This is a genomic window from Serratia sp. YC16, from assembly GCF_009707615.1.
Taxonomy (GTDB): domain Bacteria; phylum Pseudomonadota; class Gammaproteobacteria; order Enterobacterales; family Enterobacteriaceae; genus Serratia; species Serratia surfactantfaciens.
Genome location: NZ_WLYN01000002.1, coordinates 287,327 through 305,333, shown reverse-complemented (window position 1 = coordinate 305,333; position 18,007 = coordinate 287,327). Strand labels below are relative to the sequence as shown.

The 18,007-nt window shown below is 62.8% G+C and carries 20 protein-coding genes; 8 read left to right on the top strand and 12 right to left on the bottom strand.

The genetic code is table 11. The features are described 5' to 3' along the window. Position 1 precedes the first annotated feature (1 nt). Positions 2-844: an S-formylglutathione hydrolase gene (fghA, locus tag GKN89_RS08920; protein WP_019454425.1), complete on the top strand. Its 843-nt coding sequence runs from the start codon at positions 2-4 to the stop codon at positions 842-844. Positions 845-879: 35 nt separating this feature from the next. On the opposite strand, the gene GKN89_RS08915 is transcribed toward fghA, so the two are convergent. The 8 genes from GKN89_RS08915 to GKN89_RS08880 form a co-directional block, all read right to left on the bottom strand. After that, a complete protein-coding gene (locus GKN89_RS08915; RefSeq protein ID WP_154746811.1) occupies positions 880-1,194 on the bottom strand; it encodes a CcdB family protein in 315 nt (104 codons plus the stop codon). Between the two features lie 2 nt (positions 1,195-1,196). After that, positions 1,197-1,433, bottom strand: a complete 237-nt coding sequence (locus tag GKN89_RS08910; protein ID WP_029988820.1) for a type II toxin-antitoxin system CcdA family antitoxin — start codon at positions 1,431-1,433, stop codon at positions 1,197-1,199. Between the two features lie 106 nt (positions 1,434-1,539). After that, positions 1,540-2,448: a glutathione ABC transporter permease GsiD gene (gene gsiD / locus GKN89_RS08905; RefSeq protein ID WP_154746810.1), complete on the bottom strand. Its 909-nt coding sequence runs from the start codon at positions 2,446-2,448 to the stop codon at positions 1,540-1,542. A gap of 9 nt (positions 2,449-2,457) precedes the next feature. Next, positions 2,458-3,378 carry a glutathione ABC transporter permease GsiC gene (gsiC, locus tag GKN89_RS08900; protein WP_025302141.1) on the bottom strand — a complete coding sequence of 307 codons (921 nt, stop codon included), beginning with the start codon at positions 3,376-3,378 and terminating at the stop codon, positions 2,458-2,460. Positions 3,379-3,430: 52 nt separating this feature from the next. Then, positions 3,431-4,966, bottom strand: coding sequence for a glutathione ABC transporter substrate-binding protein GsiB (gene gsiB / locus GKN89_RS08895; protein WP_019454430.1), 1,536 nt, complete (start codon positions 4,964-4,966; stop codon positions 3,431-3,433). A gap of 23 nt (positions 4,967-4,989) precedes the next feature. Further along, positions 4,990-6,867, bottom strand: a complete 1,878-nt coding sequence (locus GKN89_RS08890; RefSeq protein ID WP_154746809.1) for a dipeptide ABC transporter ATP-binding protein — start codon at positions 6,865-6,867, stop codon at positions 4,990-4,992. Between the two features lie 19 nt (positions 6,868-6,886). Continuing rightward, the gene (locus GKN89_RS08885; protein ID WP_154746808.1) at positions 6,887-7,843 is read right to left on the bottom strand and encodes an isoaspartyl peptidase/L-asparaginase family protein; all 957 of its coding nucleotides are present in this window, start codon (positions 7,841-7,843) and stop codon (positions 6,887-6,889) included. A 358-nt stretch (positions 7,844-8,201) separates the two neighbouring features. Then, positions 8,202-8,738, bottom strand: a complete 537-nt coding sequence (locus GKN89_RS08880) for a DUF924 family protein (protein ID WP_016928462.1) — start codon at positions 8,736-8,738, stop codon at positions 8,202-8,204. Positions 8,739-8,895: 157 nt separating this feature from the next. Here GKN89_RS08880 and moeA point away from each other — a divergent pair, with 157 nt between their 5' ends. Both moeA and moeB read left to right on the top strand, forming a co-directional pair. After that, positions 8,896-10,134 carry a molybdopterin molybdotransferase MoeA gene (moeA, locus tag GKN89_RS08875; protein ID WP_154746807.1) on the top strand — a complete coding sequence of 413 codons (1,239 nt, stop codon included), beginning with the start codon at positions 8,896-8,898 and terminating at the stop codon, positions 10,132-10,134. Between the two features lie 2 nt (positions 10,135-10,136). Beyond that, a complete protein-coding gene (moeB, locus tag GKN89_RS08870) occupies positions 10,137-10,892 on the top strand; it encodes a molybdopterin-synthase adenylyltransferase MoeB (protein ID WP_063919052.1) in 756 nt (251 codons plus the stop codon). Positions 10,893-10,943: 51 nt separating this feature from the next. Here the strand turns inward: moeB and GKN89_RS08865 are convergent, their stop codons facing one another. Next, positions 10,944-12,536: an ABC-F family ATPase gene (locus tag GKN89_RS08865; protein WP_370520184.1), complete on the bottom strand. Its 1,593-nt coding sequence runs from the start codon at positions 12,534-12,536 to the stop codon at positions 10,944-10,946. Between the two features lie 204 nt (positions 12,537-12,740). Next, entirely contained in the window at positions 12,741-13,652 is a 912-nt protein-coding gene (locus GKN89_RS08860) for a S9 family peptidase (protein WP_154746806.1), read from the bottom strand. 91 nt (positions 13,653-13,743) lie between these two features. Here GKN89_RS08860 and GKN89_RS08855 point away from each other — a divergent pair, with 91 nt between their 5' ends. Next, positions 13,744-14,175: a hypothetical protein gene (locus GKN89_RS08855; protein ID WP_019454439.1), complete on the top strand. Its 432-nt coding sequence runs from the start codon at positions 13,744-13,746 to the stop codon at positions 14,173-14,175. Here GKN89_RS08855 and cynR read toward each other — a convergent pair. Then, positions 14,099-15,049 carry a transcriptional regulator CynR gene (gene cynR, locus GKN89_RS08850; protein ID WP_154746805.1) on the bottom strand — a complete coding sequence of 317 codons (951 nt, stop codon included), beginning with the start codon at positions 15,047-15,049 and terminating at the stop codon, positions 14,099-14,101. The genes GKN89_RS08855 and cynR overlap by 77 nt on opposite strands. 114 nt (positions 15,050-15,163) lie before the next feature. Here cynR and GKN89_RS08845 point away from each other — a divergent pair, with 114 nt between their 5' ends. The 4 genes from GKN89_RS08845 (at position 15,164) to GKN89_RS08830 (ending at position 17,366) form a co-directional block, all read left to right on the top strand. Next, complete coding sequence (locus GKN89_RS08845; protein ID WP_063919049.1) at positions 15,164-15,817, top strand: carbonic anhydrase; 654 nt, start codon at positions 15,164-15,166, stop codon at positions 15,815-15,817. A gap of 17 nt (positions 15,818-15,834) precedes the next feature. Continuing rightward, positions 15,835-16,305, top strand: a complete 471-nt coding sequence (cynS, locus tag GKN89_RS08840; protein WP_154746804.1) for a cyanase — start codon at positions 15,835-15,837, stop codon at positions 16,303-16,305. A 233-nt stretch (positions 16,306-16,538) separates the two neighbouring features. Beyond that, complete coding sequence (locus GKN89_RS08835) at positions 16,539-16,796, top strand: YjhX family toxin (RefSeq protein ID WP_019454443.1); 258 nt, start codon at positions 16,539-16,541, stop codon at positions 16,794-16,796. A 63-nt stretch (positions 16,797-16,859) separates the two neighbouring features. After that, the gene (locus GKN89_RS08830) at positions 16,860-17,366 is read left to right on the top strand and encodes a GNAT family N-acetyltransferase (RefSeq protein ID WP_063919047.1); all 507 of its coding nucleotides are present in this window, start codon (positions 16,860-16,862) and stop codon (positions 17,364-17,366) included. A gap of 32 nt (positions 17,367-17,398) precedes the next feature. Here the strand turns inward: GKN89_RS08830 and GKN89_RS08825 are convergent, their stop codons facing one another. Continuing rightward, the gene (locus GKN89_RS08825) at positions 17,399-17,896 is read right to left on the bottom strand and encodes an ATP-binding protein (protein WP_154746803.1); all 498 of its coding nucleotides are present in this window, start codon (positions 17,894-17,896) and stop codon (positions 17,399-17,401) included. Between the last annotated feature and the right edge of the window lie 111 nt (positions 17,897-18,007).

The window sequence follows — 18,007 nt, the reverse complement described above, 5'->3', positions numbered from 1 at the left end:
GATGACGTTGTCATTGGAACTTCTCGAAGAGCACCGCATGTTCGGCGGCTGGCAACAGCGTTATCGCCACGCGGCGCAGAGCCTGAATTGCAACATGACATTCAGCATCTACCTGCCGCCGCCGCGCGATGATAACCCGCCGCCGGTACTGTACTGGCTGTCGGGGCTGACCTGCAACGACGAGAACTTCACGTTGAAAGCCGGCGCGCAACGTATCGCCGCCGAGCTGGGTCTGGTGCTGGTGATGCCGGACACCAGCCCGCGCGGCGACGAGGTGCCGAACGACGAAGGCTACGATCTGGGCCAGGGCGCCGGGTTCTACCTGAACGCCACCCAGGCGCCGTGGGATCGTCACTTCCGCATGTACGATTACGTCAGCGCCGAACTGCCGGCGCTGATCGCACAGCACTTCAGCGTCAGCGATCGTCAATCTATCTTCGGTCACTCGATGGGGGGCCACGGCGCGCTGATGATGGCGTTTCGCAATCCGCAGCGCTTCCGCTCGGTGTCGGCGTTCGCGCCGATCGTCAACCCGTGCCAGGTGCCGTGGGGCCGCAAGGCGTTCACCGCCTATCTGGGCAGCGACGAAAGCCAATGGCTGCAGTACGACAGCTGCCATCTGCTGGCCAGCGGCGCGGAGAAAATGCCGGTGCTTATCGACCAGGGCGACGACGACCAGTTCCTTGCCGATCAGCTGCAGCCGGCGCGGTTGGCCGAACTGGCGCGTCAGCGCGACTGGCCGCTGACGCTGCGCATTCAGCCGGGGTACGATCACAGCTACTTCACCATCGCCACCTTCGTGGAAGATCACCTGCGCTTCCACGCCGAGCACCTGTTCCGCTGATAAAAAATCCGGGCGGTTAAACCGCCCGGATTTCTTCAAATACCGTCAAGAAGAAAGTCGATGGCGGCTTTTATCCTGGTCCGATACTGGGAAACATCACAAAACTCGGCCCCCAAAGCCCGAACCGGGATGCTGGCCATTTCATATGTCATCACGGCGTACTCGTTGTCATCAATCAATCTGATCAACGGGATCAAGCGCTCCGGTCGTGCACTCCCCGGGTATTTTTCAACGGGCAACAAAGGGATCACAACCCGACGATTTAATTGCCCAATGATATCGCTCGTCACATCAAGCAGCAGGGGATAAACCGCGCTGTTCCCCCTATTCGCATACACCGTAAATTGCATCGCTAAAACGTCCTGTATTCGTCGCTAAAGCAACCATGCTCATCATTAAATCGGTTAAGCGCTTCAAGCGCCTCTCGGTTTTCTTCCTGCCATTTTATCCTCTCATGCTGACGCAACTCAGCATCTAAAGCAGCAGTTAGCGTCGCACTGAGATTAATCCCCGCCTCACGCGCACGGCTCAACAAACTGCGTTCCAGCGTCATGGTCACACTTTGCGTCGTTCGTTGTTTTACTGGCATCGGCACCTCTCTCACTCATTTTCGTGCAAACAACACGGTTTATTGAACGATAGTAGCATTGAGACGACATTTGAGCCCGTTCAAATATGCGCCATACGTTAAAGCATCATCCCTTCAGCTTCGGATCGAGCGCGTCGCGCAATCCGTCGCCCAACAGGTTGAACGCCAGCACGGTGATGAATATCGCCAGGCTGGGGAAGATCGCCACGTGCGGCGCGATCACCATATCGGCGCGCGCCTCGTTGAGCATCGCCCCCCACTCCGGCGTCGGCGGCTGGGCGCCCAGGCCCAGAAACGACAGGCTGGCGGCGGTGATGATCGAGGTGCCGATGCGCAGGGTGAAATAGACTACGATCGACGACAACGTGCCCGGCAGAATGTGCCGCAGAATGATGGTCCAGTCCGAAGCGCCGATGCTGCGCGCCGACTCGATATAGGTCAGGTGCTTCAGCACCAGCGTGTTGCCGCGCACCAGGCGAGCAAAGGCCGGAATGCTGAAGATCGCCACCGCGACAATCACGTTGGCCATGCCGCTGCCCATGATCGCCACCACGCCGATCGCCAGCAGAATGCCGGGAAACGCGAACAGCACGTCGCACACGCGCATGGTGAGGCGATCCCACCAGCCCTCATAGTAGCCGGCCAGCAGCCCCAGCAAGGTGCCGCTCGCCCCGCCCGCCAGCACTGAGAACACCCCGGCCGCCAGCGAAATGCGCGTGCCCATGAGGATGCGGCTGAAGATATCACGCCCGAGGGAATCCACACCCAGCCAGTGCATCAGCGAAGGCCCTTCGTTCAGCCGGTCGTAATCGAAATAGTTTTCCGCATCGAACGGCGCCAGATAAGGCGCCAGCAGCGCCGCTGCGATCAGCAGCAGCACCAACAGACCGGCGACCAGCGCCGCCCGCTGGCGGCGAAAACGCCGCCAAAACTCGCCCCACGGCGTGCGCACCGCGTTGGGCTCGATAAGCGGCATCGCCTTCAGTGCGGCGTTGCGCCGCCAATGCTTAATCATGCCGCATCCTCATTGGTAACGAATCGCCGGGTTGATCGCCGCGTACAGCATATCCACCAGCAGGTTGATCAGGATGAACTCCAGCGAGAACAGCAGCACCTCAGCCTGGATCACCGGGTAATCGCGCATCTCCACCGAGTCCACCAGCAACCGCCCCAGCCCCGGCCAGTTGAATACCTTCTCCACCACGATCGAACCGCCGAGCAGGAAGCCGAACTGTAGCCCCATCATGGTCACCACCGGGATCATCGCGTTGCGCAGGCCGTGTTTCATCACCACCACGCTTTCCCGCACGCCCTTGGCGCGCGCGGTGCGCATGTAGTCCTCCTGCAACACCTCGACGAACGAAGCGCGGGTGAAGCGCGCCATCACCGCCGCCACCGCCGCCCCCAGGGTGATCGACGGCAGAATGTAGTGCCGCCAGCTGTCGGCACCCACCGTCGGCAGCCACCCCAGCTCGACCGAGAACACCTGCATCAACAGCATGCCGAGCGCAAAGGCCGGGAACGAGATCCCCGACACCGCCAGCGTCATGCCGAGACGATCCGGCCAGCGGTTGCGCCACACCGCAGACACCACGCCGATCGCCAGACCGAACGCCACCGCCCACAGCATGCTGGCCACGGTCAGCCAGAAGGTCGGCATAAAGCGCGAAGCGATCTCTTCGCTCACCGGCCGTTTGGACACCATCGAGATGCCGAAGTCGCCCCGCAGCGCGTTGACGAAGAAGTGCGCGAACTGCTGCGGCAGCGGCTTATCCAGCCCCAGATCCTTGCGCACCAGTTGCACCACCGCCTCGTCGGCCTCCGGCCCCGCCGCCAGCCGCGCCGGATCGCCCGGCAACAGATGGACGAACAGAAACACCAGCACCGCCACGATCAGCAGCGTCGGGATCAGGCCCAGCAGTCGTTTCAGAAAATAATTGAGCATCTCATTCCTTCCCCCGCCCGCAGCCGCGTGGCCACGGGCGGGGATGGGCGCCTTATTTCAGATCGGCGTTATCAAAGTTGAACGAGGTATCCGGCATCACGTAGAAACCGCTCAGCTGTTTGCTGTTGGCCGACAACAGACGTTCGGTCGCCAGGAAGATCCAGGGCGCGTCGGCCCAGATGCGATCCTGCGCGTCCTGGTACAGTTTCTGTTTCTCGGCGCGATCGGTGGTCGCTAGCGCGTCGGTCAGATCCTTGTCCACCTGCGGGTTGCTGTAGAACGCGGTGTTGAACTGCTTCGGCGGTGCCGCCTGAGTGGAGAACAGCGGCGACAGCGCCCAATCCGCTTCCCCGGTCGAGGCCGACCAGCCGGTATAGAACATCCGCACGCCGGTGTCTTTCACCCCGACGCTTTCCACTTGCGCCGCGCGCTGCCCGGCGTCCATCGCCGTCACCGTCACTTTCACCCCCACCTGCGCCAGCTGCTGCTGAGTGAACTGCAGCACCTTCTGCGCGGTGCTGTGGTTGTGGGACGACCACAGCGTGGTGGTGAAACCGTTCGGATAGCCGGCCTCTTTGAGCAGCTCGCGCGCCTTGGCCGGATCGTACGGCCACGGCTTATAGCGGGCGGCGAAGTCGATCGCCGGCGGCACCGGCCCTTCCGCCGGCACCGCGTAGCCGGCGAACGCCACCTTGATCAGCGCGTCCTTGTTGATGGCGTAGTTCAGCGCCTGGCGCACCTTCGGGTTATCGAACGGCTTCTGGGTGACGTTCATGCTGATGTAGCGCTGCAGGATCGACGGCGCGGCTACCACGTCCAGCTTGGCGTTGCCTTCCAGCACCTTGGCCTGCTCGTAAGGGATCGGGAAGGCGAAGGTCGCCTCGCCGGTCTGCAACATCGCCGCGCGGGTGTTGTTATCCACCACCGGGCGCCAGGTGATGCTGTCGAGCTTCGGCAGCCCCGGTTGCCAGTAGCCATCGAACTTCTTCACCTTGACGAAATCGGTCTGGTTCCAGGTTTCGAACTGGTACGGCCCGGTGCCGACCGGGTGGAAACCGATCTCCTTGCCGTATTGCTTCAGCGCCGCCGGCGAGATGATCGCCGCAGCCGGGTGCGCCAGATTGTTGACGAACGCCGAGAACGGCGCCTTCAGCACGATTTTCACCGTATTGGCGTCCACCGCCTCGGTTTTGTCGATCATCTTGAACAGGTTGTAGCGCTTGAGATGGCTGTCCGGGTTGCTGGCGCGGTCGAGGTTAACCTTCACCGCCTCGGCGTTGAACGCGGTGCCGTCGTGGAATTTAATGCCCTGGCGCAGTTTGACGGTGTAGGTCAGGCCGTCTTTGCTGACCTCATAGCTGTCCGCCAGCACGTTCACCAGCTTCATGTCCTTGTCGAAGCCGAACAGCCCCTGATAGAAAGACTTGGCCACCGCCTGCGACAACGTGTCGTTAGCGTCGTAAGGATCGAGGGTGGTGAAGTTGGACGCCACGGCGATCACCGCGTCCTTGGCCGCCCAAACCGGGCCAGTTCCCGCCGCCAGCAGTACGGCGGCCAACAGCGCATTGCGTTTGAATGTGTGCTTCATGTCGCTTGTCTCTCCTGAGGTCTTTAATAAGCACCGGCGATCGGGTGGCGGGCGACAAAGTGCCCGGCGCCAACCTGCACCAGCGGTGCGGTAACGGGTTCATCACCCAGCGCGCGTACCGGGCTGGGGATCTCATCGACCGGCAACGGCTGCCGTTTGTGGGCGTGAGCGGGATCGGCCACCGGCACCGCCGCCATCAGCTTGCGGGTGTAGGGATGCTGCGGGTTGTCAAACACCGCCTGCCGCGGGCCGATCTCGACAATTTGCCCGAGGTACATCACCGCCACCCGGTGGCTGATGCGCTCCACCACCGCCATGTCGTGTGAAATGAACAGAAAAGCGATGCCGAACTCGCGCTGCAGATCGAGCAACAGATTGACGATTTGCGCCTGAATCGACACGTCCAGCGCCGAGACCGCCTCGTCGGCGATCACCACTTTCGGGTTCAGCGCCAGCGCGCGTGCGATGCAGATGCGCTGGCGTTGGCCACCGGAAAACTCGTGCGGGTAGCGGCGCGCATGCTCCGGCAGCAGGCCGACGCGTTCCAGCAGCCAGGCCACGCGCCGCTCCGCCTCCCGGCCGCGCATCACGTTGTGCACCAGCAGCGGCTCCATGATGGAGAAACCAACCGTCAGGCGCGGATCGAGCGAGGCGTAGGGATCCTGAAAGATGAACTGAATATCGCGCCGCAGGTGCTGCAGCGCCGGCTCCTTCAATTGATCGATTCGCCGCCCGGCGAAGGTGATGGTGCCGCTCTGGCTGTCCACCAGCTTCAGCAAAGAGCGCCCGGTGGTGGACTTGCCGCAGCCGGACTCGCCCACCAGTCCCAGCGTCTCGCCGGGGTAAAGATCGAAACTGACGTTTTCCACCGCGTGTACCCGGCGAGTAACCCGATTGAACAACCCGCCGCGCAGATCAAAACGCGTGACCAGATGCTCCACCTGCAGGATCGGCGCGGCACTCGGCGGCACGGTATCCTGCGGCGCTTCATCGCCCTCGTCACCCGGCAGCGGAAACTTCGCCGGCAGCGGGCGATCGGCCATCGCCCCCAGCTTCGGCACCGCCGCCAGCAGCGCCCGCGTGTAGTCCTGCTGCGGCGCGGCGAACAGCTCACGCACCCGATTTTGCTCCACCTGCTCACCGCGGCGCATCACCAGCACCCGGTCGGCGATCTCGGCCACCACGCCCATATCGTGAGTAATGAAGATCACCCCCATCTGCATCTCCCGTTGCAGCACGCGGATCAGCTGCAGGATCTGCGCCTGAATGGTGACGTCGAGGGCGGTGGTGGGTTCATCGGCGATCAGCAGCGCCGGCTTGCAGGAGAGCGCCATGGCGATCATCACCCGCTGGCGCATGCCGCCGGAAAGCTGATGCGGGTAGCGCCCCAGCACCTCTTTGGCCTCCGGAATACGCACCAGATCGAGCATGCGCAGCGCCTCCTGGCGCGCGCTGCGGTGATCCATCCCCTGATGCAGGCGCAGCGATTCAGCGATCTGCTCGCCGACCGGAAACACCGGGTTGAGCGAGGTCATCGGCTCCTGGAAGATCATCGCCATGTCGGCGCCGCGCACCCTGCGCAGCGTGCTCTGCGAGGCACGCGCCAGATCGAGCAGCGCGCCGTCACGGCGGCGCAGCGTCATGGCGCCGCTGACGATGCGCCCGCCGCCCTGCTCCACCAACCGCATCAGCCCCAGCGAAGTGACCGATTTGCCGGAGCCGGACTCACCGACGATCGCCAGCGTCTCGCTGCGATCGAGATCGAATGACAGGCTGCGCACCGCTTCCACGGCGCCTTCCGATTGAGGAAAACTGATGTTCAGATCGCGCACCGACAGCACACGCTGCGGCGGCAATGACAGCCCGCCGCCGCCGGCGGGCTGGAATGAAACGTCGGTCATGCACCCTCCCGGTGAACGATTAGCGATAAATCCCGACGGACGGCGCATCGCCGACATAGCCAAAACCGCGGTACATCCCCTCGCTGTTGAACGGCAGCGCGATATTGCCGTGGCGATCGACGGCGATCATGCCGCCGCTGCCGCCGAGCGCCGGCAGTTTCTCCATCACCACCCGATCGCTGGCCTCTTGCAAACTGAGGCCGGCGTATTCGATCAGGGCGGAGACGTCATAGGCCGCCACGCCGCGCATGAAGATTTCGCCGGTGCCGGTGCTGGAAACCGCCACCGTGGCATTGTTGGCATAACAGCCGGCGCCGATGATCGGCGTGTCGCCCACCCGGCCGGCCTGTTTGTTGGTCATGCCGCCGGTGGAGGTGGCAGCGGCGAGGTTGCCCAGCGCATCCAGCGCCACTGCGCCGACCGTGCCAAATTTGCGATCGGGATCGAGCGGATCGCCGGCCTGCGCCGCGCCGTCGTGATCGAGCCATACCCGGCCCTGCTCCGCCTGGGCGCGGTGCAGCTGATTAAAGCGTTCCTGAGTGAAGAAGAAATCGGGGGGAACCATTTCCAGGCCGTGGGCGGCGGCGAACTTCTCGGCGCCTTCGGCGGCAAACAGCACGTGTTCGCTATTTTCCAGCACCGCGCGCGCCGCCAGCACCGGGTTGCGAATGCGGCCGACGCCGGCGACGGCGCCAGCATCGCAGGTGCGGCCGTCCATCACGCAGGCATCCAGCTCGTGGGTGCCTTGATGGGTAAACACCGACCCTTTGCCGGCGTTGAACAGCGGGCATTCCTCCAGCAGCCGCACCGCTTCGGTCACCGCGTCCAGCGCGCTGCCGCCCTGCGCCAATATCGCCTGCCCGGCGGCCACGATCTCGGACAACGCCTGAATATACTGCCGTTCCTTTTCCGCACTCAGCGCCGCCCGGGTAATTGCGCCCGCGCCGCCATGAATGGCAATCACTGGTTTGCTCATTTGCCTGACACCCTGTGTTAATCCCGCCGTTGCACAGCGAAAAAGCTGAGCGCGGTATCATTATTATTCAGTCTTTTTCGACTCTATTTGGTCCGACAGTGGAAGTACAGCATAACGTCCACGCCCCGCTTTTAGCGTAGCGCGCTTAGACCGTTTCGCACCTTGAAATAGCTTATTGGAATAAAAACAGCGAGTTATGAAAATCGAAAAACCGCTGACAGCGCGGTTGGGATTAATGGTAATCCCGCATGCGGAAATAGGGGCGTAGCGTAATGAAATAAACGTTCGCGCTGAATAATCATTATTTCGACGCCCGGCCTGCTATTTTTTCCCCGGCCGGGCGCAGATGATCCGACGATTAAAAACCCGAGCCTGGCTGCTGCAAAAAGGCCTCTTCTTCCGGCGTGCTGGTGCGCCCCAATATCGCATTGCGATGCGGGTAGCGGCCGAAGCGATCGATAATCGCCTTATGCCGCAGCTCGAACTCCAGCTGGTCGCCGTTATTGAGCTCGGTATATAACACCAGCGCCTGTTGGTGAATCAGCGGCGATTCCGAATGCATGAACGGCAGATAGAGGAAACCTCGCTGCTCGCGGCTCAGCCGTTCGCACTCGCCGCTGCGGATCGCTTCCTGCGCCAGGACCAGCGCCATGCCGTCGCAGGCGAACGACTGCGGCGTGCCGCGGAACAGGTTGCGGCTGAACTGATCGAGCACGATCACCTCCGCCAAGCGTCCCTCGATGGTGTCGCGCCAGTGCGCCAGCTCCCCCGCCGCCGCCGCCCGCCAGATTTCGCCGAAGCGGCTGTGCAGCAGACGATCGAAGTCGTCGTCCTTTTTGAACCACATGATGGGTTCTATCTCGTCGAACCAGAACTCGATAACCTGTTTATGCATCATGATTCTCCTCTGTTTTCCCCAGTTTATACCCGAACGCCCTCACGACGCAGTGCGAAAGATGGCGGGCATAATCCGTTCTCCCCCCCGGCGTTCTCTGCCATAATAGCCGCACTTTGTCGCTCTTTGAGCGCACCCTGATTACGGAGTTCCCCTTATGGATCATTGCCATACTTCCGATCTCATCTCCCTGGAGCAAGCGCTGGAAAAAATGCTCGGGCAGATCGCCCCGCTGCAGCAAACCGAATCCGTCGCCCTGACCGCCGCCGCCGGCCGCATCACCGCCGCGCCGGTAGTCTCGCCGCTCGACGTGCCGCCGTTCGCCAACTCGGCGATGGACGGCTATGCGGTGCGCCTTGCCGATTTACAGGCTGGCGTGCCGCTGCCGGTCGCCGGTAAGGCCTTCGCCGGTGCGCCGTTCAACGGCGAGTGGCCAGCCAACAGCTGCGTGCGCATCATGACCGGGGCGCCGATCCCGGCCGGCGCGGAGGCGGTAGTCATGCAGGAACAGGCCGAAGTGAGCGACCAGGGCGTGCGTTTTAGTACACCGGCAGAAGCCGGCCAGAATATCCGTCTGGCGGGCGAAGACATTCGCCGGGGCGCGAGCGTGTTGCCGGCCGGCGTGAAGCTGGGCGCCGCGCAGCTGCCGCTGTTGGCTTCGCTCGGGGTCGCTGAAGTGCAGGTGATGCGTAAGCTGAAGGTTGCGGTGTTCTCCACCGGCGACGAGCTGCAGCCGGTCGGCCAGCCGCTGCAGGCGGGCCAGATCTACGACACCAACCGCTTCGCGGTGCGCCTGATGCTGGAACAGCTGGGCTGTGAAGTGCTCGATCTCGGCATTATTCGCGACGATCGCGACGCGCTGCGCGCCGCCTTTACACAGGCGGACAGCCAGGCCGACGTGGTGATCAGCAGCGGCGGCGTCTCGGTCGGCGAAGCCGACTACACCAAACAGATGCTCGACGAACTGGGCCAGGTCAGCTTCTGGAAGCTGGCGATCAAACCCGGCAAACCGTTCGCCTTCGGCAAACTGGGCCACGCCTGGTTCTGCGGCCTGCCGGGCAACCCGGTTTCCGCCGCCCTGACCTTCTACCAGCTGGTGCAACCGCTGCTGGCGAAACTGGCCGGCCACAGCGACTGGCGCCTGCCGCCGCGCCTGCGCGCGCGGGCGCTGACACCGCTGAAGAAATCGCCGGGCCGCCTCGACTTCCAGCGCGGCGTGTTCAGCAGCAACGCCGCCGGCGAGCTGGAGGTGAGCACCACCGGCCACCAGGGCTCGCACGTGTTCAGCTCCTACAGCCAGGGCAACTGTTTCATCGTGCTGGAGCGCGAACGCGGTTCAGTGGCGGCGGGTGAAACGGTGGAGATCGAGCCGTTCAACGCCCTGTTGAGGAGCTGAACATGCTGCCGGAACTGACCGACGCCGAAGCGCTGCGCTACAACCGCCAGATCGTGCTGCGCGGCTTTGACTTCGACGGCCAGGAGAAACTGAAGGCCGCCCGCGTGCTGATCGCCGGGCTGGGCGGGCTGGGCTGCGCCGCCGCGCCTTACCTGGCGGCGGCCGGCGTCGGCCATCTGGTGCTGGTGGATTTCGACACTGTCTCACTCTCCAACCTGCAGCGCCAGATCCTGCACCGCGACGATCGCATCGGCATGAGCAAGGTCGCCTCGGCCAGGCAGGAACTGAGCGCCATCAACCCGCATATCCGCATCGACGCGATCGACGGCCGTTTGGAAGATGACGCGGTCGCGGCAGAGATCGCCGCCTGCGATCTGGTGCTGGACTGCACCGACAACGTGGCGGCGCGCGATGCGCTGAACCGTCTGTGCCACGCGCAGCGCAAGCCGCTGGTTTCCGGCGCGGCGATCCGTATGGAGGGCCAGCTCAGCGTATTCACCTATCAGCCAGGCGAACCCTGCTACCGCTGCCTGAGCCGATTGTTCGGCGACAGCGCCCTCACCTGCGTTGAAGCGGGCGTGATGGCGCCACTGGTCGGCACTATCGGCACTCTGCAGGCGATGGAAGCCATCAAGCTGCTGGCCGACTATGGTCAGCCGCTGCGCGGCAAACTGTTGATGTTCGATGCGATGAGCATGCAGTTCCGCGAGATGAAACTGCCAAAGGATCCGCACTGCGAAGTGTGCGGCGGGAAATGACGGATAAAAAAAGGGCGGGATAATTCCCGCCCTGATGCGTTGCCGTGAGGATTACACGATACCCTGGCTGCGCAGATAGTCTTCGTAGTTGCCGGTAAAGTCGATCACCTTGTTCGGGGTGATTTCCAGAATTCGCGTCGCCAGCGAGCTGACGAACTCACGGTCGTGGGAGACGAAGATCAGCGTGCCTTCGTACATCTCCAGCGCCATGTTCAGCGATTCGATGGATTCCATATCCAGGTGGTTGGTCGGTTCGTCCATCACCAGAATATTCGGGCGCTGCATCATCAGCTTGCCGAACAGCATGCGGCCCTTCTCACCACCGGACAACACCTTCACTTTCTTCTTGATGTCGTCCTGGCTGAACAGCAGACGGCCCAGCACGCTGCGCACCGCCTGCTCGTCGTCTTTTTCCTGCTTCCACTGGCTCATCCAGTCGAACACGCTCAGGGTGTCGTCGAACTCGTATTCGTGATCCTGCGCGTAGTAACCGATACGGGCATTTTCCGACCACTTCACGCTGCCACTGTCCGGCTGTGCGTCGCCCACCAGCGTTTTCAGCAGGGTGGTTTTACCGATGCCGTTGGCGCCCAGCACCGCGACCTTCTCACCCACTTCCACCATCAGGTTCAGCTTGTTGAACAGCGGACCTTCATCGAAGCCCTTGGTGAGCGCTTCCACTTCCAGCGCGTTACGGAACAGCTTCTTGTCCTGCTCGAAACGGATGAACGGGTTCTGACGGCTGGAGGCTTTCACCTCTTCCAGCTGGATCTTGTCGATCTGGCGGGCACGTGAGGTGGCCTGCTTGGATTTGGAGGCGTTGGCGCTGAAGCGGCTGACAAACGATTGCAGCTCATTGATCTGCGCCTTCTTCTTGGCGTTGTCCGCCAGCAGACGCTCACGCGCCTGAGTGGCGGCGGTCATGTATTCGTCGTAGTTGCCCGGATAAACGCGCAGTTCGCCGTAGTCCAGATCCGCCATGTGGGTGCAGACCATGTTCAGGAAGTGACGGTCGTGCGAAATGATGATCATGGTGCTGTTGCGCTCATTGAGCACGTTTTCCAGCCAGCGAATGGTGTCGATGTCCAGGTTGTTGGTCGGTTCGTCGAGCAGCAGGATTTCCGGATCGGAGAACAGCGCCTGCGCCAGCAGCACGCGCAGTTTCCAGCCTGGCGCAATTTCGCTCATCGGACCGTAGTGTTGTTCCACCGGGATGCCGACGCCGAGCAGCAGTTCGCCGGCACGCGCTTCGGCGCTGTAGCCGTCCATTTCGCCGTAGGCCACTTCCAGATCGGCCACTTTATAGCCGTCTTCTTCGCTCATCTCCGCCAAGGCGTAGATGCGGTCGCGCTCTTCCTTCACCGCCCACAGTTCGGTGTGGCCCATGATCACGGTGTCCAGCACGCTGTACTGCTCGAAGGCGAACTGGTCCTGACGCAGTTTACCCAGGCGCTCGTTCGGATCGAGGAACACGTTGCCGCCGCTCGGTGCCAGATCGCCGCCGAGGATTTTCATAAAGGTGGACTTGCCGCAGCCGTTGGCGCCGATCAGGCCGTAACGGTTGCCGCCGCCGAATTTGACAGAGATGTTTTCAAACAGCGGCTTACTGCCGAACTGCATGGTGATGTTGTTAGTGCTTAACACAGCGCTCGCTCTTTATACATAGGGAATGTGATTTGGCGCGCATTATGCCACAACGGGGTGCAGAGATCGCGGGAAGTTTCGGTGACATTTTGAGCGGTTGCGGGCACATCCGCCCGCAGGCGGTTTAACGGAAAATACCCAGGCGAAACGCCCCAACGAGCGCACCGCCTGATTAGCAAGAATATTTGTGAGTGGCATGGCCGCTCAACGCAGCTGCTGCTCCAGCCACGCGCGCATATCCGCCACCACCCGCGTCATCTCGCTGTCGCCGTTCTCGCGCCGCATCACATGGTCCAATGCCGAATAATTCCGGTAGGTGATATTCGTTTTGCCTGCGGCCCGCAGCTCGGCGATCATTTTCCCGACCGCCCCCGGCGAAACGGCACGATCCTGGCCGCCTTGCACGATCAGCACCGGCGTCTTGATGCTGCGCAGGGTGGCGAGCTGATCGATGCTCAGCATGCCATGCCACCAGCCATAGCCATGATCGCTGGCGTTCAGGGTGAACGGCGGCGCCGCCAGCACCTGCTGTAAAAATGCGTTCAGCCCGGCTTTCTCTTCCGCCGGCGCGCCGGCGGCGCTGTGGCGCACGTCGTCGATGAACCATCGTCCGCCGCCGCTGAACGCCAGGGTGGCGTCAATCCGGCCCGAGGAGGCCGTCACCAGATTGGCGATCACCGCCCCTTCGCTGCCCCCCAGCACCGCAACCTGTCGATAGCCGTTTTGCTTAATCACCGTCTGGAGCACCTGGGTGACATCGCTCACCCGCTGCTGCGGCGTGTCGCGCTGCACGAAAGCGTCCGGACAATCCCGCCGCGGCACGTCTTCGCTGTACGGCAACCGGTCGTCGATGCCGTATTTCTCCACCGTCAGCAGGTCTGCGGCCGGTAACACCTGCCGCATTGGCGCGACCAGACGAATATGCCGCACGCTGTTGCAATCCGAGCCTTGCAGGATCACCAGCAGCGCCGGCGACGTCTCCCCAGGCACGGCGGCATCCAGATAGTAACGAATGCTCGATTTGTCTTCCCGCGGCAGCGTCAGCGCCGCAGATTGCGCCATCGCCAGCCCGCTCCACAGCGCCAATACGCTCAGCATGCCTGTCGCCACTCTCATCACGTGCTCCTCTTCCCTGTTGCGTTCGGTTAATTCGTCTTTTCTGGTCTACGCTTCATGCCAACCACTCTGCTGACAGGGAAGCCCTACCATGCCACACCTCTATAACACCGCGCTGTTGATCGGCGCGGCGCTGAGCGCCATCGCCGCCCTGCTGCATATTTGGGTGATCGCCGCCGGGCCGCGCGGCTATCGGCTGTGCGGCGCCGGCGATCGCTTCATTAAGGCGGCGGAAGCCGGTAAAAAGTTCCCGGCCGTCGTCACCGCCGGTATCGCGCTGGTGCTGTTTATTTGGGCTCTGTACGCACTGTCCGGCGCCGGGCTGATCGCGCCGCTGCCGCTGCTGCGGCCCGCGCTGTTTATCATCACCTTTATCTACCTGCTGCGCGGCGTCGCCGGCCCCTTCGCCCTGCGCGATACCGGCCGCAGCCAACGCTTCATCGTCGTCAGCTCGCTGATTTGCCTCGGTTTCGGGCTGGTGCATCTGCTCGGGATGACGCAGCGCTGGAGTGCGTTGGCGTAACGCCCTGTTGCTGCACTACGGCGATAAACGCCTGCGCGGCGGCGCTGCGGTAAGCGCCTTTGCGCTGCAGCAACACCGCCTGCCGGGCCGGCATGGCGTTGGCCAGCACCACCTTTTTCAACTGCCGGTTCTCGCGCGCAATGGCGGCCGGCAGCAGCGTGGCGAGCTGCCCGCGCCGCACGATCTCAAGGATGGCGCCCAGCGCATTGGCCTCCACCGCCACCTGCGGCCGAAAACCGAGCTGCGTGCAGTAGCGATCGATAAACTGCCGCGTGGCGAAGTCGCCGCTCAGCAAGGCCAGCGGCAGATGTTGCCACTCCGCCAGTGCCAGCGGCCGACGCCGCGCCGCCAGGGGATGATCGGTGCCGACCATCAGCTCCAGCGTCTCGCTGAACAACGGCGTGGCTTCCACCTCCACCGACTGCGCCATCTCAAAAGCGATGCCCAGATCCAGTCGATCCTGCGCCAGCAACGTTTCGATCCGCTCTTGCGCCATTTCCTCAATGCTCAACGTGACTCCCGGATAGCGACGGTAGAACGCATCGATCGCCGGCCCCACCAGATAGGCGGTGAACGTCGGGGTCATCGCCAGCCGCAAATGGCCCCGCTCCAGCGTCGCCACGTCATGGATCGCCCGCGCGCCGGCGTCCAAATCCTGCAGCGCCAGCCGAGCATAGCGCATCCAGGCCTCACCGGCGTCGGTCAGTTGCACCCTTCTGCCGCTGCGATCGAACAGCGGCGCCCCCAGCGCCTCCTCCAGCTGCTTGATCTGCTGCGACAGCGTCGGTTGCGAGACGTGCAGCGCTTCAGCGGCGCGGGTGAAATTGCCCTGTTCGGCAACGGCCAGAAAATATCGAATGTGTCGCAGCAGCATAGCGCCCCAGCTATTAGCAATACCTATAGATATCATTATAAATGGGTCTTAGACCCTATAGCCAGAAGCGTTCATCATGCCGTCATCGCATAACGACACCCCAGGGAGAAAAAGATGAAAGAGGTGATTGAGGGCTTTCTGAAGTTCCAGCGCGAAGCCTTTGTTGAACGCACGGCGCTGTTTCAGCGGCTGGCGACCCGCCAAAACCCGCGCACCCTGTTTATCTCGTGTTCCGACAGCCGTCTGGTGCCGGAGCTGGTCACCCAGCGCGAGCCGGGCGATCTGTTCGTGATCCGCAACGCCGGCAACATCGTGCCTTCCTTCGGCCCCGAACCCGGTGGGGTCTCCGCCTCGGTCGAGTACGCGGTCGCCGCGCTGGGCGTGGAGGATATCGTGATCTGCGGCCATTCCGACTGCGGCGCGATGACCGCCATCGCCACCTGCCAGTGTCTGGATCACCTGCCGACGGTCGCCGGCTGGCTGCGCTACGCCGATTCGGCCAGGGCGGTCAATCAGGCTTATCCGCACGCCACCGATGAGGCGCGGGTCATGTCGATGGTGCGCGAGAACGTCATCGCCCAGCTCAACAACATCAAAACGCACCCTTCCGTCGCCCTGGCGCTGGAGCAGGGCCGCCTGAAGCTGCACGGCTGGGTCTATGACATCGCCAGCGGCGCTATCGAGGCGCTGGACGGTGAAACCCGCCGCTTCGTGCCGCTCGCCACCCATCCCGAGGTGACCGCCACGCCGGCGATCGCCCGTTTTTAAGCCAACAAGGAGCCAATATGACACACTCTCTGCATAACGCCGCCCCGCGCGAAGCGCTTACCGACACCATCATGGCCGCCAAAATCCGCCAGAACCTGACGTTCGAAGCGCTGACCGAAGGCACCGGCCTCAGTCTGGCATTCGTCACCGCCGCGCTGCTCGGGCAGCATGCGCTGCCGGAACCGGCGGCGCGCGCGGTAGCGGCCAAGCTGGGGCTGGACGAAGAGGCGGTGCAGCTGCTGCAAACCATCCCGCTGCGCGGCAGCATCCCCGGCGGCGTGCCGACCGATCCGACCATTTATCGCTTCTATGAAATGCTGCAGGTTTACGGCTCCACGCTGAAAGCGTTGGTGCACGAGCAGTTTGGCGACGGCATCATCAGCGCCATCAACTTCAAGCTGGATATCAAGAAGGTCGCCGATCCGGACGGCGGCGAACGCGCGGTGATCACCCTGGACGGCAAATACCTGCCGACCAAGCCTTTCTAATGGGCTTTTCGCCGGCGGCCCGCGTCGCCGGCGGATTGACAGCCAATCGGTCATTGGCTACAGTAACCGCGCTGAAACGCCGCCCTGGCGTTTTTCACTGCCCGAGGCCTGTATGTTGGAGATTGTAACCACCCGATAGTCGCTTCCTTGCCGTATGGCGAGGGACTCTGACGTATCCGACGCGCGTTTGCGCGGGGATGCGCGTATCTGGGGTTATTACAGGATCTCCCAACATGAACATTTCCAAAGCGGAACAACGCGTGCTGCACGTGTTGGCCAAAGGCGGCTATATCGCCTTCACCCGCAGCGACGCCGGTCACGTCACCCGCGTCGAATGCTACACCCGCGAAGGGCTCGGCCTGGCCGACTGCTCGCTGGCCATTTTCACCAAGCTCAAAACCAAACGCCTGATCCTCTCTCGCCAGGGGCGCCCTTATCGCGTCACCGTCGCCGGGCTCAAGGCCGTGCGCGCGCAGCTGGATAACCGTTAATCATCGATACCGGTCGGGCAGGCTGCCCGGCCGGCACCCCCTTATCCGTATAAGGAAAAGACTATGAGCATCATTTTACGCCACGAAACGCCGGCCGACGTCAGCGCCATCACCACCCTGACCGCCGCCGCGTTCCTGCACGCCGAACACAGCAGCCACACCGAGCAGTTTATCGTCAACGCGCTGCGCGCTGCGGGCGCGCTCACCCTGTCGCTGATCGCCGAACAACATGGCACACCGATCGGGCACGCCGCCCTCTCTCCGGTCGTGCTCAGCAACGGCGCCGCCGATTGGTACGGGCTGGCGCCGGTATCGGTACTGCCGGCTTACCAAGGCCAGGGGATCGGCAGCCGCCTGATCCGCCAACTGCTGGCCGAGCTGCAAGCAGAGCGCGCCGCAGGCTGCGTAGTACTGGGCGATCCGAACTATTACGGCCGTTTCGGCTTCCAGGCGCAGACCGCCCTGACCCTGCCGGGCGTACCGCAAGAGTACTTCCGCGCCGTCGCCTTCCAGGGTGGGCTGCCGCGTGCTGAAGTCGCTTTCCACGCCGCGTTTAACGCCGAAGCCTAACCCTGTTACCGGCGCCATTACGGCGCCGGTTTTCAGTCCTGTTCACCATAGCGTACCACCGTCATTCCTTCCTCTTCCGTCGGAGGAACGAAGTACTGCGCCAGGTGCTCAAACTCCGCTTCGCTCAGGGTAAACGGATGCTCGCCGCGCGCATTCCTCAACGCTATGCGGCTCAGGCACTGCACATGGCTGACGTCGAGATAGTGCAGGCAGTGCGCGACGCCGGCCTCCTCCGCCAGAGCTTTGGCCCAGCGCCGCCGGTCCGGCGTATTCATCGGGAAATCGAGCGCCACCGACCAGCCGCCGCGCAGCAGTTGAACGATGTGCCCGCCCAGCGCCCGCCGCAATCGGGCGGAACAGCGCGCATAGTCTTGCAGGGTGGTCATCTCCTGTTCATACAGCGTCGCCAGCCACGCATCTTCAACCAGCAGCAACGTTTGCGGCTGCTGCGCCAAACGTTGCGCCAGCGTCGATTTGCCCGCGCCGGCCTTGCCGCACATCAGGTGTAAAACTGCAGGGTGGGTTTTCATAATGTTCTCCGGTCTTTGCCGGAAGGGGATAAAAAAACCGCCTTGCCGGCGGGTTTTTTATTTGCGACAGACGCGCTATCCCACCCTTCGGAGAAAGGTGATAATAATTTG

Excerpts from the sequence above, each read along its gene's own strand:
- fghA (WP_019454425.1), top strand. The coding sequence starts at position 2 with ATGACGTTGTCATTGGAACTTCTCGAAGAGCACCGCATGTTCGGCGGC.
- GKN89_RS08915 (WP_154746811.1), bottom strand. The coding sequence starts at position 1,194 with ATGCAATTTACGGTGTATGCGAATAGGGGGAACAGCGCGGTTTATCCC.
- GKN89_RS08910 (WP_029988820.1), bottom strand. The coding sequence starts at position 1,433 with ATGCCAGTAAAACAACGAACGACGCAAAGTGTGACCATGACGCTGGAA.
- gsiD (WP_154746810.1), bottom strand. The coding sequence starts at position 2,448 with ATGATTAAGCATTGGCGGCGCAACGCCGCACTGAAGGCGATGCCGCTT.
- gsiC (WP_025302141.1), bottom strand. The coding sequence starts at position 3,378 with ATGCTCAATTATTTTCTGAAACGACTGCTGGGCCTGATCCCGACGCTG.
- gsiB (WP_019454430.1), bottom strand. The coding sequence starts at position 4,966 with ATGAAGCACACATTCAAACGCAATGCGCTGTTGGCCGCCGTACTGCTG.
- GKN89_RS08890 (WP_154746809.1), bottom strand. The coding sequence starts at position 6,867 with ATGACCGACGTTTCATTCCAGCCCGCCGGCGGCGGCGGGCTGTCATTG.
- GKN89_RS08885 (WP_154746808.1), bottom strand. The coding sequence starts at position 7,843 with ATGAGCAAACCAGTGATTGCCATTCATGGCGGCGCGGGCGCAATTACC.
- GKN89_RS08880 (WP_016928462.1), bottom strand. The coding sequence starts at position 8,738 with ATGCATAAACAGGTTATCGAGTTCTGGTTCGACGAGATAGAACCCATC.
- moeA (WP_154746807.1), top strand. The coding sequence starts at position 8,896 with ATGGATCATTGCCATACTTCCGATCTCATCTCCCTGGAGCAAGCGCTG.
- moeB (WP_063919052.1), top strand. The coding sequence starts at position 10,137 with ATGCTGCCGGAACTGACCGACGCCGAAGCGCTGCGCTACAACCGCCAG.
- GKN89_RS08860 (WP_154746806.1), bottom strand. The coding sequence starts at position 13,652 with ATGAGAGTGGCGACAGGCATGCTGAGCGTATTGGCGCTGTGGAGCGGG.
- GKN89_RS08855 (WP_019454439.1), top strand. The coding sequence starts at position 13,744 with ATGCCACACCTCTATAACACCGCGCTGTTGATCGGCGCGGCGCTGAGC.
- cynR (WP_154746805.1), bottom strand. The coding sequence starts at position 15,049 with ATGCTGCTGCGACACATTCGATATTTTCTGGCCGTTGCCGAACAGGGC.
- GKN89_RS08845 (WP_063919049.1), top strand. The coding sequence starts at position 15,164 with ATGAAAGAGGTGATTGAGGGCTTTCTGAAGTTCCAGCGCGAAGCCTTT.
- cynS (WP_154746804.1), top strand. The coding sequence starts at position 15,835 with ATGACACACTCTCTGCATAACGCCGCCCCGCGCGAAGCGCTTACCGAC.
- GKN89_RS08835 (WP_019454443.1), top strand. The coding sequence starts at position 16,539 with ATGAACATTTCCAAAGCGGAACAACGCGTGCTGCACGTGTTGGCCAAA.
- GKN89_RS08830 (WP_063919047.1), top strand. The coding sequence starts at position 16,860 with ATGAGCATCATTTTACGCCACGAAACGCCGGCCGACGTCAGCGCCATC.
- GKN89_RS08825 (WP_154746803.1), bottom strand. The coding sequence starts at position 17,896 with ATGAAAACCCACCCTGCAGTTTTACACCTGATGTGCGGCAAGGCCGGC.